The sequence below is a fragment of the Bacillus sp. PS237 genome, from assembly GCF_037963345.1.
Lineage (GTDB): Bacteria > Bacillota > Bacilli > Bacillales > Bacillaceae > Bacillus > Bacillus subtilis.
Genome location: NZ_CP150156.1, coordinates 595,756 through 609,975 on the forward strand (window position 1 = coordinate 595,756; position 14,220 = coordinate 609,975).

Genomic DNA, 14,220 nt, shown 5'->3' on the forward strand with positions numbered 1-14,220 from the left:
AAATATGTTTATCCATATCGTCGGGCCTGGTGATTCTTTGTTTTCGATAGGCAGAAGATACGGTGCTTCTGTTGATCAAATACGGGGTGTGAATGGTTTAGATGAAACGAATATCGTGCCGGGGCAGGCTCTGCTTATCCCTCTTTATGTATATACAGTCCAGCCGAGAGATACGCTTACCGCCATTGCAGCTAAAGCGTTTGTGCCATTAGAGCGACTGCGAGCGGCCAATCCGGGCATCAGCCCAAATGCTTTACAAGCGGGAGCAAAAATAACGATTCCTTCGATCTCAAATTACATTGCGGGAACGTTAAGTTTTTATGTGCTCCGAAACCCAGACCTCGATCGGGAATTAATCAATGATTATGCGCCATACTCGTCTTCGATTTCAATTTTCGAATACCATATTGCACCGAACGGCGACATTGCAAACCAATTGAATGATGCGGCCGCTATTGAGACAACTTGGCAAAGACGAGTCACGCCGCTGGCAACAATAACGAACCTTACATCAGGAGGCTTCAGTACGGAGATTGTTCACCAAGTGCTAAACAATCCGACAGCGAGAACCAATCTGGTCAACAACATTTATGACTTAGTTTCCACAAGGGGATATGGCGGTGTCACAATCGATTTTGAGCAGGTGAGCGCCGCGGATCGCGATCTTTTCACTGGATTTTTACGCCAGCTGAGAGATCGACTTCAGGCGGGAGGGTATGTGCTGACGATAGCTGTTCCTGCAAAAACAAGTGATAATATCCCATGGCTGAGGGGCTACGATTACGGGGGGATAGGAGCGGTTGTCAATTATATGTTTATCATGGCTTATGATTGGCATCATGCGGGAAGTGAGCCGGGTCCTGTAGCGCCGATTACTGAAATAAGGAGAACCATTGAGTTTACGATTGCGCAGGTGCCGAGCAGAAAAATCATTATCGGAGTCCCGCTCTACGGGTACGACTGGATCATCCCGTACCAGCCGGGCACAGTTGCTTCAGCGATTTCAAATCAAAACGCAATCGAAAGAGCGATGAGGTACCAAGCCCCGATACAATATTCAGCCGAATATCAATCACCGTTTTTCCGGTACAGTGATCAGCAGGGGCGGACGCATGAGGTATGGTTTGAGGATGTCAGAAGCATGAGCCGGAAGATGCAGATCGTCCGTGAATACAGATTGCAGGCTATTGGCGCTTGGCAGTTAACGCTGGGCTTTACGCCGGGCCCATGGCTTCTGCGGAAATTTTTTACGATCAGAAAAGTGTAAAAAAAGACACCAGAGCTTGGGTGTCTTTTTTTTGATTAAGTCCAGAGCAGCAGAATAGTTCATTCATTTGTACCTTGCATGGGTTGTGTTCCCATTTTACGATTAGTAGTAGTCTGATCAAACAAAGAGTCAGAATACGATTTGAGAGGGAGTTGTCTACATGAAGACAGTATTGATTTTGAATTTTCCTGCGGAAGGCCATGTGAATCCTACTTTAGGCATTACGAAAGCGTTTTCCGATAAGGGATATGATGTCCATTATATATCCACTGAAAAATATAAAAAACGATTAGAAGCAGCGGGAGCAACGGTCCATCTTCACCGGGATCTGCTGCGAACGACACCTATTCATGTCGGTTCGCCCAATGGCATTCTTGATTTCGTGAAAATCCATATCAAAACGTCATTGGACATTTTACAGATTGTCAAAGACTTATCTAAGAGCATTCAATTTGATTTTGTTTATTATGATAAATTCGGCGCGGGGGAATTGGTGAGGGATTACTTAGATATTCCAGGGGTCTCTTCATCGGCGTCTTTCCTGTTTGGCGAGGAGCATCTGAAAATCCTGCCGCTGCATCCGGAGTCTGGAGCGCCGCTTGAATTGGATCAAGAGTGCGAAGACCTTTTGGCAAAAATGAAAGAAACGTACGGTGTTGCCCCGAAAAACCTGGTTCAATTCATGAACAATAAAGGGGAATTGAACGTAGTGTATACAAGCCGTTATTTTCAGCCAGAAAGTGATCGTTTCGGGGATGAATGTCTATTTATCGGGCCGAGCTTTCCAAAGAGAGCGGAAAAAACAGATTTCCCGATTGAACAGCTAAAAGATGAGAAGGTCATTTATATTTCAATGGGGACTGTACTGGATCATACAGAGGATTTCTTCAACCTTTGTATTGATGCATTTTCAGGCTTTAACGGAAAAGTCGTCATCGCTGCCGGAGAAAAAGCGGACCTGACCAAATTAAAGCAGGCGCCGGAAAACTTTATCATTGCTCCGTATGTCCCTCAGCTGGAAGTGCTGGAGCAATCGGATGTTTTCATTACACACGGCGGAATGAACAGCGTAAACGAAGGCATTCATTTCAGCGTGCCACTGGTTGTCATGCCTCATGACAAGGATCAGCCGATGGTGGCGCAGCGTCTCTCTGAACTCCATGCAGGCTATGTCATCTCTAAAGATGAAGTCAATGCCCAAATATTAAAACAGGCCGTAGATGAGGTTTTGCGCAACGATCAGTATACGGCAGGCATTAAAAAAATCAATCAAAGCTTCAAAGAATGTATGGACATGGAAGAAGTGATGGAGCGGATTGATGAGTTGATTCGCCAAAAAAACAAATAAGAAAAAGAACTCCCGTACCTTGTACGGGAGTTCTTGATTTAAAACTTGATTTTGATTTTTTGAGCATCACTGATTTTCTTATGGTTATGGTCAAAGACGTCACTTGTCGTGATTTCGATCCACTTGATCTCTTTTGTTTTCTTCTCAGCATCCGCGGCCTTATCATGAGCATGGCCGCTTGATGCGTTCACAATAAAGCCGAGATTTCCGGACTTTTCGGCGCCGCCTTCCAATTCGCCGTTTAACTCTTCAAGATAAATATCTTTGTTCCAATCAAAGGTTTCACCCGTATTTGTTTTCATCAATGCAATCGGCGCAACATTTACTTTTTTTGTAGAGGTGTTCTTGATATCAACGAAAACCTTAACGAAATCAAACTCTTCATCGTGTGTTAACTCATGAAAGTAATCAATCATGCTGTAGTCCGGGCGCAAGTGGATCAGCTTCATTTCTTTTACTGTTAACTCCACGTCGCCAATTTTATAGGTTTTGTTCACTTGTTTGATATCTTTTAAGACAGCTTTTCCTTTATCATCTGAAAACGTTTGGCCGACCTTATGCAATGTCCGGTCATCAGTTACCTGGGAATTAGGCTGATAATCATCTGTGCTGTCCTTCTGGGATGAAGTGCTTTGCGGCTCAGCTTTTACTGTTTTCTCCCCGCCTGCATGCTGTTTTTCAGTACTGGCGTTTGATGAGCAGCCCGCAAGCATGATAGCAAAAACGAGAATTGAAAGAATTCTTCTCATGATGATTCCTCCATTAAAAAGAGATCCCGTTACTTCATACAAGCAACGGGACACCTTGTATTCTTTTACTTATCGTTAATCTTAATGTTGTATTGTAAAGCCTTGAAAACATTTTTGGCGATTTCTGTATTGTCGATTTGGCCGGCAAATGTCTCACTAGACGGACCGTATGCATAGACGGGAACATCTTCACCGGTATGTCCGCCTGTTGTCCATCCAGTGTGAGAGCGTTTATTAAAGATGTTCTCGATTGCGTTATCGATATCCAGTACTTCCTTCGATTTTGCCGCTTCTTCAACAGATTGAATTTCGGCTTTTGTTAAAGCCAATTTCTTTTGATCGATATATGTTTTCAACGTTTTTTCAACATCCGCGCCGTCAGCGATCTTTTCTGCCATAAAGTCTGGTGTGCGCTTTGCGGCTTTAATGGGTTCACTGAACCAGTTGTAGATGCCGTCCGCACCGATGGAATATCCGCCGGTTGAGTGGTCAGCCGTTGCGACAACCAATGTGTGCTTGTCTTTTTTAGCGAAATCAATAGCCGCCTTATAAGCTTGTTCGAAGTCTTCCATCTCGCTCATGGCGCCAACGATATCATTGTCATGGCCCGCCCAGTCAATCTGGCTGCCTTCCACCATGAGGAAGAATCCGTCTTTATCCTTGTTTAATTTTTTAATGGCTGTGTTTGTCATATCTTTAAGTGATGGAATATCCTTCGTACGGTCAATCTTTTTAGGCAGGCCGCCGTCAGCGAATAGGCCGAGAACTTGGCTGTCTTTGTTTTTCAGCATGTCCTTGCGATCATCCACGTAGCTGTACCCCGCCTTTTTGAATTCCTTAATCAAATTACGGTCCTTACGGTCAAAATTGCTCTTTCCTCCGCCTAGAAGGACATCAATTTTGTGCTTGCCGTTGACCATCTCATCAAAATAATCATCCGCAATTGAGTTCATATTTTTTCGGCTGTGGTCGTGTGAACCAAAAGAGGCCGGAGTGGCGTGTGTAATTTCTGAAGTGGCCACAAGTCCTGTTGCTTTTCCTTTTTCTTTCGCAGCTTCAAGCACCGTTTTGGCTTCTGACCCGTCGTTATCAACGGCTATGGCATTATTGTATGTTTTAATTCCCGCAGACATAGCCGTTGCCGCCGCTGCAGAATCCGTTACATTTTGTTCAGGATCATCGGGGTAAGTTGTTTGCTGGCCGACAAGATACTGATCAAAAGCCGTAGGCTCCACAACTTTTGTCTTTTTATTATCCTTTAAGTATCGATAAGCAGACGTATAAGACACACCCATACCATCACCAATCAGAACAATAACATTTTTAATTTCGTCTTGGTTCCCCTTTTTCTTTTCCTGGGCGCTGGCTTCAGGCACACTGCCGCTGGCTAAGCTGCTGAACGCAATTGATGATAAAACCGCGATAGGCAGTAATTTCTTCGGGAATTTTTTCAACTGGATAACCTCCTAAATATAGATGAATCTCAATGACAACCCAATTATATTTTTAAACTGTTAAGCTAGTATTAATCGATTTTAAAGATTGGATTTACAAGAATAATGAACTGGCACCCTTAAATAATGGTTATTCTTTTATGAGAAGTTTTAGAAGGAAAGAGCGATAGTACTAAAGAAATAAATTGGAGGAATAGATACTGGCCGTGGATAGGCGGACTGAAATCTGCTATAGTCGCATAGAAGCAACCCGCTTACATCTTGAACAATTTAAAGTATTACGTTGGAAAGAGGTATTGTGTAAGCACATGTCTGAGCAGTTCATATGGAGTGGCATCATTTTATTTTAGGAGGGAACAACATGGACGTTTTTTCTGAGTACTTAGCGGGGATTGCTGACCCGTTCCACCGAGAAAGAACGGAAGAGGTGTTAACTTGGATAAAAAATAAATATCCAAATTTACATACAGAAATAAAATGGAATCAGCCGATGTTTACGGATCACGGTACATTTATTATTGGCTTTAGTGTTTCTAAAAAGCATTTAGCTGTCGCTCCTGAAAAAGTAACGATAGCGCACGTAGAGGATGATATTGTGAAGGCCGGATATGATTACACCGAGCAGCTGATACGTATCCCTTGGAACGGTCCAGTTGATTATACGCTACTTGAGAAAATGATTGAGTTTAATATTCTGGACAAGGCGGACTGCTCCACTTTTTGGCGGAAATGAAGAAAAAGGCATAACATATGAGCTGTATAAAATATGTTACGCCTTTTCATTTGTCTATTTTTCGTTTTGATCATCTATTGCTGCTTTTCATCAAACAAGGTCTTTTCATTGAGCGTAAGCTGACTCGCAGAATAATGATTACCTTGTTTCCATTTCACTTCAATCGTAATATCATGGCCTTCAAGCTCATGTTCATCTAACCGCTCTAAAAAAGAAACGGACTTTTCTTTTGCGCTTCCATCAGAAAAAGTGCCTCCAGCATAATCATGCATCGGGATTTCCGTGTCAGAACTCAGCAGAACTTCATCATCCTTTTTTACAATCAGTGATTCCAGATAAGTGTTGTCTATTTCAATTGTATCACCGATCCAATAAAGTTTGCCGCTGTATTCATTCGGTGCATCTTCATTTTTTGTGAAAACAGCTTCCCAATTCTGATCTTTGCTTTCTCCCTGCCAATTTGGATACTCCAAACGAACATGATGAATCAGGTGATAGGAAAAAAAGATCAAGCAGAAAGCGATTAATAGGAATGCCGTGAAAATGAGAGGGTATTTATAATGACTGGACATAAAAGACTCCTATTCGTTTAATCAATTACCTTCGAAAATAGAATTTCATCCCGAATCAAAATGCCGTTTTCAGCCACCTCGGGAATCTCCGGCTTGAGTCGGCGCGCTTTTTCAACTGCGTTCGGAAACACTGCGGCGAATTGATAGCCTCTCTTTTGATAAAACGCTATCGCATTTACATTATCATTCGTTGTGATAAGCTTTATTCGTTGACAATGTGCATGTTTAGCCTTCTCTTCAACCTGCTGAAGTAAAGCTGTGCCGATTCCTTTATTTTCAATCATACTATCTAATGAAATAATTTCACAATCTTTCCCATCTATTGTGTATGTAATACAGCCAATGATTTCGCCGCTTTCATTTACTGCGGCAAATCCATCTAATTCATCACACCGAAAAATGCCGCTGGAAATCGCCATCTCGGGTGTACCCCAATGCTTGGCAAAAAAATCGGTCAACATATGTTTCGCTATCTCATTGTTTGGGATGATGATCATCATAACACTCCTCTATTGAAAGATTGCATATGTACTATCAATATAAACAATATATAACAAAAAAAATAGATGTTGAGGTGACGGCATGGAAATCAGCGATATCATTTACGGGCAGCACCATATAGACGGAGTGCTGGAAGAGCTTATCAAAAGCGCTCCTGTGCAAAGATTAAAAGGAATCTATCAAGGCGGAGCAAGCTTTTTAGTCAATCGAAAGTGGAATGTGACCAGGTATGAGCACTCCATCGGCGTGATGCTCCTCATCAAAAAGCTCGGAGGAACGATAGAAGAACAGATTGCGGGTCTGCTCCACGACGTATCACACACAGCTTTTTCTCATGTGGTCGACGTTGTCTTTGAAAATCAAGCAGAAGACTATCATGAAAACATCTTTCAACAAGTCATTGTTCACTCTGAAATCCCGGACATTTTACAAAAACACGGCTATCATACTGAAGAACTTTTATCTGACGATTCAAGGTGGACATTGCTCGAACAGCCCGCACCGGAGCTGTGTGCTGATCGGACAGACTATACGCTGCGTGATATGTACCGATATGGACACATTAACCTGCACGAAGCGCAAACCTTTTTGGATCATCTTATTGTGAGAAACGGAAGGATGTTTCCTGATAGTATTGAAGCCGCCGAATGGTTTGTCAGTGTGTACTACAAGGAAGTAATTGATTTCTTTTTGAATCCTGTGAATGTATATGGATATGAATATTTAGCGCGAGCATTGAAGGCAGCGCTGCGGCATGATGTCATATCTGCAGAGGATCTGCTGAAAACGGACCAAGAGGTACTGAACATCCTGCGTGCATCAAAAAATGAAGAAGTCCTGAGCTTGCTTACATCCATTCATCCCGGCATACAAGTAATAGAGGATGACATCCAGTACGATTTCCATCAAAAGAAGAAAATGCGCCTAATCGATCCATCCATTTTTCTTGATGACAAATGGATCAAATCCTCAGGTGTTTCTGAAAAGGTGAGGAAAATGGGTGAGGCCGCTTATCAAAAAGCAAAAAAAGGTGTGTATATAAAAATCTTAAAGCAGTAATTGCCGCCTGACAGCGGCTTTTTTTATGTTTGGCTTTGCAAACAAAGGGGAATAGGACAAACTGCGGGAACGCTTTATGAGAATATCAGCGTATTTACATACCGTTCGGGGGTATAGTATTATCGAGAGGGCATGTTTTCATTGTCTGCGGGCAAAAGTTACAGGAAAAAAATGAAGCAAAGGAGAATGAACATGAAAATCTCTAAATATGCACTGGGAATTCTGATGTTATCTCTAGTTTTTGTTTTATCAGCATGCGGCAATAACAACAGTACGAAAGAAAGCACACATGACAATCATTCAGACTCCTCAACACATGAAGAGATGGACCATTCCGGATCAGCTGACGTTCCAGAGGGATTACAGGAATCTAAAAATCCGAAATACAAAGTAGGCAGCCAAGTAATCATCAATACTTCTCATATGAAAGGCATGAAAGGTGCTGAAGCTACGGTAACAGGCGCCTATGATACAACGGCGTATGTTGTTTCTTATACTCCGACTAATGGGGGACAGCGTGTGGATCATCACAAATGGGTGATCCAAGAAGAAATCAAAGATGCCGGAGATAAAACGTTACAACCCGGAGATCAGGTGATTTTAGAGGCTTCTCATATGAAAGGCATGAAAGGAGCAACAGCCGAGATCGATTCCGCGGAAAAAACAACTGTATACATGGTTGACTACACATCGACAACGAGCGGCGAAAAAGTGAAAAACCACAAATGGGTCACAGAAGATGAGCTTTCAGCTAAATAATAAAAAATCCTCCTTTTACAAGGAGGATTTTTTTGCTGTTTGAACAGGTCTTGTTAAAGAAATGAAAGCAAACAGGACAGCGATGATCACAATCGATCCGCCGCACCATGCCGTTGACACCACAGTACCCGTCTGATCCAAAACAACACCGCCAATGGCTGAGCCAAGGGCAATTCCGACTTGGAGGGCCGATGTGTTAAAGCTTTGCTGAATGTCAGACGAATCAGGTGCAATTTCAATTAAATAGCTTTGCTGAGCCGGGGCGAGGCTCCAGCTCAGAAGACCCCAAATCACCATGACAGGCAAAAAGAAAATCATAGACGATGTAGACAGCGGCAGTAAGAACATAATGATGGCAAAGGAACCGGTCACCAGCAAAATGCTCTTAAAGGAACCAAGCCGGTCAGATAGCGCTCCTCCGAAAGGGCCTCCGCATACAGCAGATATCCCGAAAAGGAAATAACAAATGCTGACCCAGAAAGAGCTCAGGTGAAGAGTCTCTTCTAAAAACGGCGCAAAGTAAGCGTAAAGCGTGTAGTGGCCAGCTAATGTAAACATCGTGACGAGGTGTGAACTCGCGATTTTCAGATTACCGATCGTCTTGAGTTGTTCCCGGAAAGGAATCATTTTCTCCGCCGGTATTCTTTCAAAGAAGATTGAAATAATCAGCATGGAGATCAGTGCCAACAGGCCGATGCCAAGGAACAAAATCCGCCACCCGAAGGAATCGCTGATTAAGATTCCGAGCGGCACGCCTAATGCGATAGCAGAGCTGAATCCCATAAAAATAATTCCGATTGCGCGGGCTCTGTATTCAGGCGCTACAATTTTCGGGGCAATTGTTAAAGAAAGCACAACAATCAGCCCTGTACTCATTGCTGCCAATACCCTAGATACCATCAGTGTTGCGAAATTAGGGCTGAAATAGGCGACAAGATTGCTAAGGAAGAAAACAAATAAAGCAATTAGATATAAGCGCTTCCGCTCAATCTTCGCAGTCAATGCCAAAAGCAGCGGCCCAGATACTGCATATCCCAGCGCAAACACACTGATCAGCTGTCCGGCTGAAACAATGGAAATGTCTAAATCATTTGCGATCTGAGGAAGAATTCCCCCCACAATTAACTCAACCAATCCGACTGCAATCGTAGAAGCTGCAAGCAGGAAAACTTTGAAATTCATAACAAACTCCTTTACTTAAATGTTTTGATAAATAAAAAAAATCCTGATTACAAAAAATGTCATAAACAAATTTTGTAATCAGGATTTTACGGTTCCTGGTAGACACCCTCAAACCATATTATTGAGGTTATACAAGTGATAATAGCTATTTAATTGATTCGTTTCCGTTGATGAGTGTACCACATTATGAATGAATCTTCCATAGAAAAATTTATAAAACGGTGAACCGGAAAAAAATATGATTATATTTATTTTATAAAAGTATAGACATTTAAAATTAAATGACTATAATAATCAATGTAAGCGTTTTAATAACAGGGGGGATAGCAGTTGAAAAAAATATTACTCGCGTGCAGTTCAGGAATGTCTACCAGTTTATTGGTGACAAAAATGAAGGAATACGCACAGTCTATCGGTGAGGAAGCGGAGATTTGGGCTGTTGGCCAGGATAAAGCAAAAGAAGACATGAGAAAAGCGGATGCCGTTTTGATCGGTCCGCAAATGAGCTTTCTGAAAAGCGAGCTCCAAAAAGAAGCAGATCAATACAACATTCAAGTTGAAGTCATTGACATGATGGCCTACGGAATGGCAGATGGGAAAAAAGCGTATGAGCAGGCATTGTCCTTAATGGTGAATCAATAATGGAACAGATGAAAATCACGAATTTAACAGACGAGCAAATCAGTTTTCAGCTAATCCTGCACAGCGGAAATGCCCGCAGCTGCATCATACAATCACTGCGCGCCTATAAAGAAGGGAAAAAGGACGAGGCTGATGCCCTCATTGCCAAGGCGGAGCAGGATTTATCCGCGGCCCATGACATTCACTTTCAAATGATACAGAAGGAATCCGGCGGAGAAGCAACAGCTTTTTCATTGCTGCTTATGCATGCAGAGGATCATCTGATGTCAACATTATCCATGAAAGAATTAGTGAAAGAGATGCTTGATCTCTTTAAAACCAAGAATATATAAAAAATCGGGGTGGATAGGGTGTTCGAGAAAATCAGCCAATTCCTTGTTCCAATTGCAGGGAGGTTAAACAATAACCGCTATTTGCAAGTGTTGCGTGATGCATTTATGCTGGCTTTCCCGCTGACGATATTCGGGTCCATTTTTGTCGTGTTAACGAATTTGCCGTTTCTAAACAAAATCATGAACGCCTCAATGCTTACGTCGTTTCAGTCTCATTTCGGCATTGCCTCCACGGCGACAATGGGCATTATGTCTGTCTTTGTTGTGTTCGGGATAGGCTATTACCTGTCGAAAAGCTATCAGGTCGAAGCTGTATTTGGCGGAGCGATCGCTTTGGTTTCCTTTTTGCTCTTAACGCCATTTATCATTCAGCCGGAAACAGGTGATGCCATTACAGGGGTTATCCCGGTCGATCGTCTCGGTGCAAAAGGGATGTTTCTTGGGATGATTACGGCATTTCTTTCTGGCGAAATTTACAGAAGAATCGTTCAAAAAAACCTGACAATCAAAATGCCAGCCGGCGTTCCGCCTGCTGTAGCAAAATCATTCGCCGCACTTATTCCGGCTTTTATCACATTGACTGTATTTTTGCTGATTAACGTAATGGTGACTCTGTTTTTTAAAACAAATATGCACGACGTCATTTATCATGCGATTCAGGCTCCGCTTGTCGGACTTGGAAGCGGTATCATTCCAACACTGATTGCCGTGTTTTTCATTCAAATTCTTTGGTTTTTCGGACTGCATGGACAGATCATTATCAACTCCGTGATGGACCCGATTTGGAATACACTGCAGGTAGAAAACCTTTCTGCTTACACGGCGGGAAAAGAAATCCCTCATATTATTTCAAAACCGTTTATGGAGATTTATACAGTAGGGATGGGCGGAACAGGGATGACGCTTGCGATTGTGTTTACCATTCTCATATTCATGAAAAGCAGGCAGATGAAGCAAGTATCAAAACTTGGCCTCGCTCCCGGTATTTTTAACGTAAACGAACCGATTATCTTTGGGCTTCCGATTGTCATGAATCCGATCATTATTGTGCCTTGGGTGCTGGCACCGATGGTTGTTACGCTCGTCACCTATCTGGCTATGTCAGCCGGGCTCGTTCCGCCTCCAACTGGTGTGACAGTGCCGTGGACGGTTCCATTATTCATTAATGGCATCATGGCGACGAACTCAATCATGGGGGGCGTGATGCAGCTTATCAATCTGCTGATTGTCTTCGTGATCTGGTTTCCGTTCCTAAAAGCAATGGATAAATTAAATCTGGCAAAAGAAAAAGAACAGGCTGTGCAGGAGACAGCTGCTCAGCAAAATGATAACAGCATAAAAATGTGACATAAGGGGAGAGAGACTTGGCACATACAGAACAATATCGTTTTCCAAAGGATTTTTGGTGGGGATCATCCGCTTCAGCAACACAAATGGAGGGTGCCGCCGACAGAGACGGAAAAGGCCAGAATATATGGGATTATTGGTTTGAAAAAGAACCGCATCGTTTTTTTGATCATGTCGGACCCGCAGACACATCCCAATTTTACGACAACTATAAAGAAGATATCAGGCTGATGAAGGAACTTGGCCACAACTCGTTCCGGATGTCGATTTCCTGGTCACGTTTAATACCAAACGGAACGGGCGAGATCAACGATAAAGCCGCAGATTTCTATAACAATGTCATTGATGAGCTGATCGCTAACGGAATTGAACCTTTTGTCAATTTGTTTCATTTCGATATGCCGATGGCGCTTCAAAAAATCGGCGGCTGGGTCAACAGAGAGACGGTTGACGCGTATGAAAACTATGCAAGAACTTGCTTCCGTTTGTTTGGCGGCCGGGTGAAAAAATGGTTCACGCATAATGAACCAATCGTTCCCGTAGAAGGCGGATACCTATATGATTTTCATTATCCAAACAAGGTCGATTTTAAAGAGGCCGTCCAGGTTGGATTTCATACGATGCTATCAAGTGCCCGCGCCATTCAGGCTTACAGGGAGATGAAGCAGGACGGAAAAATCGGCATCATCTTAAATTTGACCCCTTCATACCCGAGAAGCAGCCATCCGGCGGATGTGAAAGCCGGGGAAATCGCAGACGCGTTTTTTAACAGATCTTTTTTAGACCCATCTGTCAAAGGCGAATTTCCCAAAGAGCTGGTTGACATTTTGAAGCATGAAGGCTTTATGCCTGATTACAACGCTGAAGATCTCGACATCATCAAAAAGAACACGGTTGACCTGTTGGGAGTGAATTATTACCAGCCGAGACGTGTGAAAGCGAAAGAACATCTTCCGAATCCCGACGCTCCTTTTTTGCCGGACAGGTATTTTGATCCCTACGTCATGCCGGGCCGCAAAATGAATCCGCATCGCGGCTGGGAGATCTATGAAAAAGGCGTTTATGATATTTTGATCAATTTAAAAGAAAACTACGGCAACATCGAGTGTTTTATCTCTGAAAACGGTATGGGGGTTGAAGGTGAAGAGCGATTCAGGGATGAACAAGGCATCATTCAGGATGATTACCGGATTGAATTTATAAAAGAGCACCTCAAATGGATTCACCGCGCCATACAGGAAGGCTCGAACGTAAAAGGCTATCACTTATGGACGTTCATGGACAACTGGTCTTGGACAAATGCCTATAAAAACCGATACGGATTTGTATCAGTCAATCTTGAGAAAGACGGAGAAAGAACCGTCAAAAAGAGCGGAAAATGGTTCAAAGAGGTTGCTGAGCATAGCGGTTTCTAGATTTTCCTAAAGGTCAAGATCTTCCGGCAATCATCATAACGAATAGAGATGACGAAAATCCGCAACATTGATGAAATAGGGAAAAGAACTTATGATATCCGTAAAAGCTTATGTGATATCAAACAGCTGCCGGAGGATACCAATGAATAAATACGAAATCATTGCAAATGAAATGAGAAATAGAATTAAAAATAACGTATATCCGATCGATCAGCCCATTCCTGATGAAGTATCTCTTGCAAAAGAATTTAACTCAAGCCGCATGACGATGAAGAGAGCCTTGGATAATTTAGTTGCCGAGGGTCTGCTGTTTAGAAAACGAGGCCATGGCACGTTTATTATTCAATCTGCAATACAGGATGACCATGTCCATGTAGTCAGCAATGAGATTCTCGGATTGACCAACTTGCTGAAAGATAAAAAAATCAAAAGCAAGGTCATTCAGTTTGAAGTGCAATTTCCCACTGAGGAAGTGGCCGCCCATTTGTCTATTGATCAGAAAACACCGGTTTATTATGTCGTTCGGCTGCGAATTGTAGAAGGTGAACCCTATGTATTAGAAAAAACATATATGCCGACTCATTTAATACCGGGCATTAATGACGATGTCCTTCATGATTCGATCTACAATCATATTACAAATGTGCTGCAGCTCAAAATCGCCGGAACGCATCGGAAAATCAGAGCCTGCAAATCTGATCATATTGACCAGCAGCATCTGGGCTGTAAACAGGATGATCCAATTCTTGAAGTGGAACATGTGGGCTTCTTAGATACCGGGATTCCATTTGAATATTCCTTTTCACGTCATCGGCATGACAAGTTTGTTGTGACTTCTGTAAACATACGGCGCTGATTGC

Annotated in this window: 15 protein-coding genes and 1 riboswitch; of the genes, 10 read left to right on the plus strand and 5 right to left on the minus strand. The window is 42.7% G+C overall.

Annotated features, from left to right (window positions below; genetic code table 11):
* The first annotated feature begins 4 nt into the window (after window positions 1-4).
* Window positions 5-1,267, plus strand: coding sequence for a glycoside hydrolase family 18 protein (locus NST22_RS03125; protein WP_003234126.1), 1,263 nt, complete (start codon window positions 5-7; stop codon window positions 1,265-1,267).
* A gap of 160 nt (window positions 1,268-1,427) precedes the next feature.
* Window positions 1,428-2,615, plus strand: a complete 1,188-nt coding sequence (locus tag NST22_RS03130; RefSeq protein WP_003234124.1) for a glycosyltransferase — start codon at window positions 1,428-1,430, stop codon at window positions 2,613-2,615.
* 38 nt (window positions 2,616-2,653) lie between these two features.
* Here NST22_RS03130 and NST22_RS03135 read toward each other — a convergent pair whose 3' ends face one another.
* Window positions 2,654-3,364 (minus strand): membrane lipoprotein lipid attachment site-containing protein, encoded by a 711-nt coding sequence (locus NST22_RS03135; RefSeq protein ID WP_003244238.1) that lies wholly within the window; start codon window positions 3,362-3,364, stop codon window positions 2,654-2,656.
* A 65-nt stretch (window positions 3,365-3,429) separates the two neighbouring features.
* The gene (phoB, locus tag NST22_RS03140; RefSeq protein WP_003234119.1) at window positions 3,430-4,818 is read right to left on the minus strand and encodes an alkaline phosphatase PhoB; all 1,389 of its coding nucleotides are present in this window, start codon (window positions 4,816-4,818) and stop codon (window positions 3,430-3,432) included.
* A gap of 361 nt (window positions 4,819-5,179) precedes the next feature.
* Here phoB and fra point away from each other — a divergent pair, with 361 nt between their 5' ends.
* The gene (gene fra / locus NST22_RS03145) at window positions 5,180-5,551 is read left to right on the plus strand and encodes an iron chaperone frataxin (RefSeq protein ID WP_003244145.1); all 372 of its coding nucleotides are present in this window, start codon (window positions 5,180-5,182) and stop codon (window positions 5,549-5,551) included.
* A gap of 74 nt (window positions 5,552-5,625) precedes the next feature.
* Here fra and NST22_RS03150 read toward each other — a convergent pair whose 3' ends face one another.
* The gene (locus NST22_RS03150; RefSeq protein WP_003234115.1) at window positions 5,626-6,123 is read right to left on the minus strand and encodes a YdhH/YoaO family protein; all 498 of its coding nucleotides are present in this window, start codon (window positions 6,121-6,123) and stop codon (window positions 5,626-5,628) included.
* Window positions 6,124-6,140: 17 nt separating this feature from the next.
* Window positions 6,141-6,623 (minus strand): GNAT family N-acetyltransferase, encoded by a 483-nt coding sequence (locus tag NST22_RS03155; protein WP_010886425.1) that lies wholly within the window; start codon window positions 6,621-6,623, stop codon window positions 6,141-6,143.
* A gap of 82 nt (window positions 6,624-6,705) precedes the next feature.
* Here NST22_RS03155 and NST22_RS03160 point away from each other — a divergent pair, with 82 nt between their 5' ends.
* Together NST22_RS03160 and NST22_RS03165 are read left to right on the plus strand one after the other, a co-directional pair.
* The gene (locus NST22_RS03160; RefSeq protein WP_003234111.1) at window positions 6,706-7,683 is read left to right on the plus strand and encodes an HD domain-containing protein; all 978 of its coding nucleotides are present in this window, start codon (window positions 6,706-6,708) and stop codon (window positions 7,681-7,683) included.
* A 141-nt stretch (window positions 7,684-7,824) separates the two neighbouring features.
* A complete protein-coding gene (locus tag NST22_RS03165) occupies window positions 7,825-8,442 on the plus strand; it encodes a YdhK family protein (RefSeq protein WP_003242997.1) in 618 nt (205 codons plus the stop codon).
* Window positions 8,443-8,457: 15 nt separating this feature from the next.
* Here NST22_RS03165 and pbuE read toward each other — a convergent pair whose 3' ends face one another.
* Window positions 8,458-9,624, minus strand: coding sequence for a purine transporter PbuE (pbuE, locus tag NST22_RS03170; protein WP_003234105.1), 1,167 nt, complete (start codon window positions 9,622-9,624; stop codon window positions 8,458-8,460).
* A gap of 55 nt (window positions 9,625-9,679) precedes the next feature.
* Window positions 9,680-9,779: riboswitch (purine riboswitch) on the minus strand.
* 175 nt (window positions 9,780-9,954) lie between these two features.
* Here pbuE and NST22_RS03175 point away from each other — a divergent pair.
* The 5 genes from NST22_RS03175 to gmuR all read left to right on the plus strand — a co-directional run bounded on the left by NST22_RS03175 (window position 9,955) and on the right by gmuR (window position 14,216).
* Window positions 9,955-10,266: a PTS sugar transporter subunit IIB gene (locus NST22_RS03175; RefSeq protein WP_003242472.1), complete on the plus strand. Its 312-nt coding sequence runs from the start codon at window positions 9,955-9,957 to the stop codon at window positions 10,264-10,266.
* A complete protein-coding gene (locus NST22_RS03180; RefSeq protein WP_003243550.1) occupies window positions 10,266-10,598 on the plus strand; it encodes a PTS lactose/cellobiose transporter subunit IIA in 333 nt (110 codons plus the stop codon). Before NST22_RS03175 ends, NST22_RS03180 begins: the two co-directional genes overlap by 1 nt.
* 18 nt (window positions 10,599-10,616) lie before the next feature.
* On the plus strand, window positions 10,617-11,945 hold the full coding sequence (gene celB / locus NST22_RS03185; protein WP_003244271.1) for a PTS cellobiose transporter subunit IIC: 1,329 nt from the start codon (window positions 10,617-10,619) through the stop codon (window positions 11,943-11,945).
* Window positions 11,946-11,962: 17 nt separating this feature from the next.
* Window positions 11,963-13,360 carry a 6-phospho-beta-glucosidase GmuD gene (gmuD, locus tag NST22_RS03190; protein WP_003243625.1) on the plus strand — a complete coding sequence of 466 codons (1,398 nt, stop codon included), beginning with the start codon at window positions 11,963-11,965 and terminating at the stop codon, window positions 13,358-13,360.
* A 142-nt stretch (window positions 13,361-13,502) separates the two neighbouring features.
* On the plus strand, window positions 13,503-14,216 hold the full coding sequence (gmuR, locus tag NST22_RS03195; RefSeq protein ID WP_003234096.1) for a transcriptional regulator GmuR: 714 nt from the start codon (window positions 13,503-13,505) through the stop codon (window positions 14,214-14,216).
* Window positions 14,217-14,220: the final 4 nt, after the last annotated feature.

What these genes read in the sequence shown, in the direction of transcription:
- NST22_RS03125 (WP_003234126.1), top strand. Translation starts at nt 5, where the DNA reads ATGTTTATCCATATCGTCGGGCCTGGTGATTCTTTGTTTTCGATAGGC.
- NST22_RS03130 (WP_003234124.1), top strand. Translation starts at nt 1,428, where the DNA reads ATGAAGACAGTATTGATTTTGAATTTTCCTGCGGAAGGCCATGTGAAT.
- NST22_RS03135 (WP_003244238.1), bottom strand. Translation starts at nt 3,364, where the DNA reads ATGAGAAGAATTCTTTCAATTCTCGTTTTTGCTATCATGCTTGCGGGC.
- fra (WP_003244145.1), top strand. Translation starts at nt 5,180, where the DNA reads ATGGACGTTTTTTCTGAGTACTTAGCGGGGATTGCTGACCCGTTCCAC.
- NST22_RS03150 (WP_003234115.1), bottom strand. Translation starts at nt 6,123, where the DNA reads ATGTCCAGTCATTATAAATACCCTCTCATTTTCACGGCATTCCTATTA.
- NST22_RS03155 (WP_010886425.1), bottom strand. Translation starts at nt 6,623, where the DNA reads ATGATGATCATCATCCCAAACAATGAGATAGCGAAACATATGTTGACC.
- NST22_RS03160 (WP_003234111.1), top strand. Translation starts at nt 6,706, where the DNA reads ATGGAAATCAGCGATATCATTTACGGGCAGCACCATATAGACGGAGTG.
- pbuE (WP_003234105.1), bottom strand. Translation starts at nt 9,624, where the DNA reads ATGAATTTCAAAGTTTTCCTGCTTGCAGCTTCTACGATTGCAGTCGGA.
- NST22_RS03180 (WP_003243550.1), top strand. Translation starts at nt 10,266, where the DNA reads ATGGAACAGATGAAAATCACGAATTTAACAGACGAGCAAATCAGTTTT.
- gmuR (WP_003234096.1), top strand. Translation starts at nt 13,503, where the DNA reads ATGAATAAATACGAAATCATTGCAAATGAAATGAGAAATAGAATTAAA.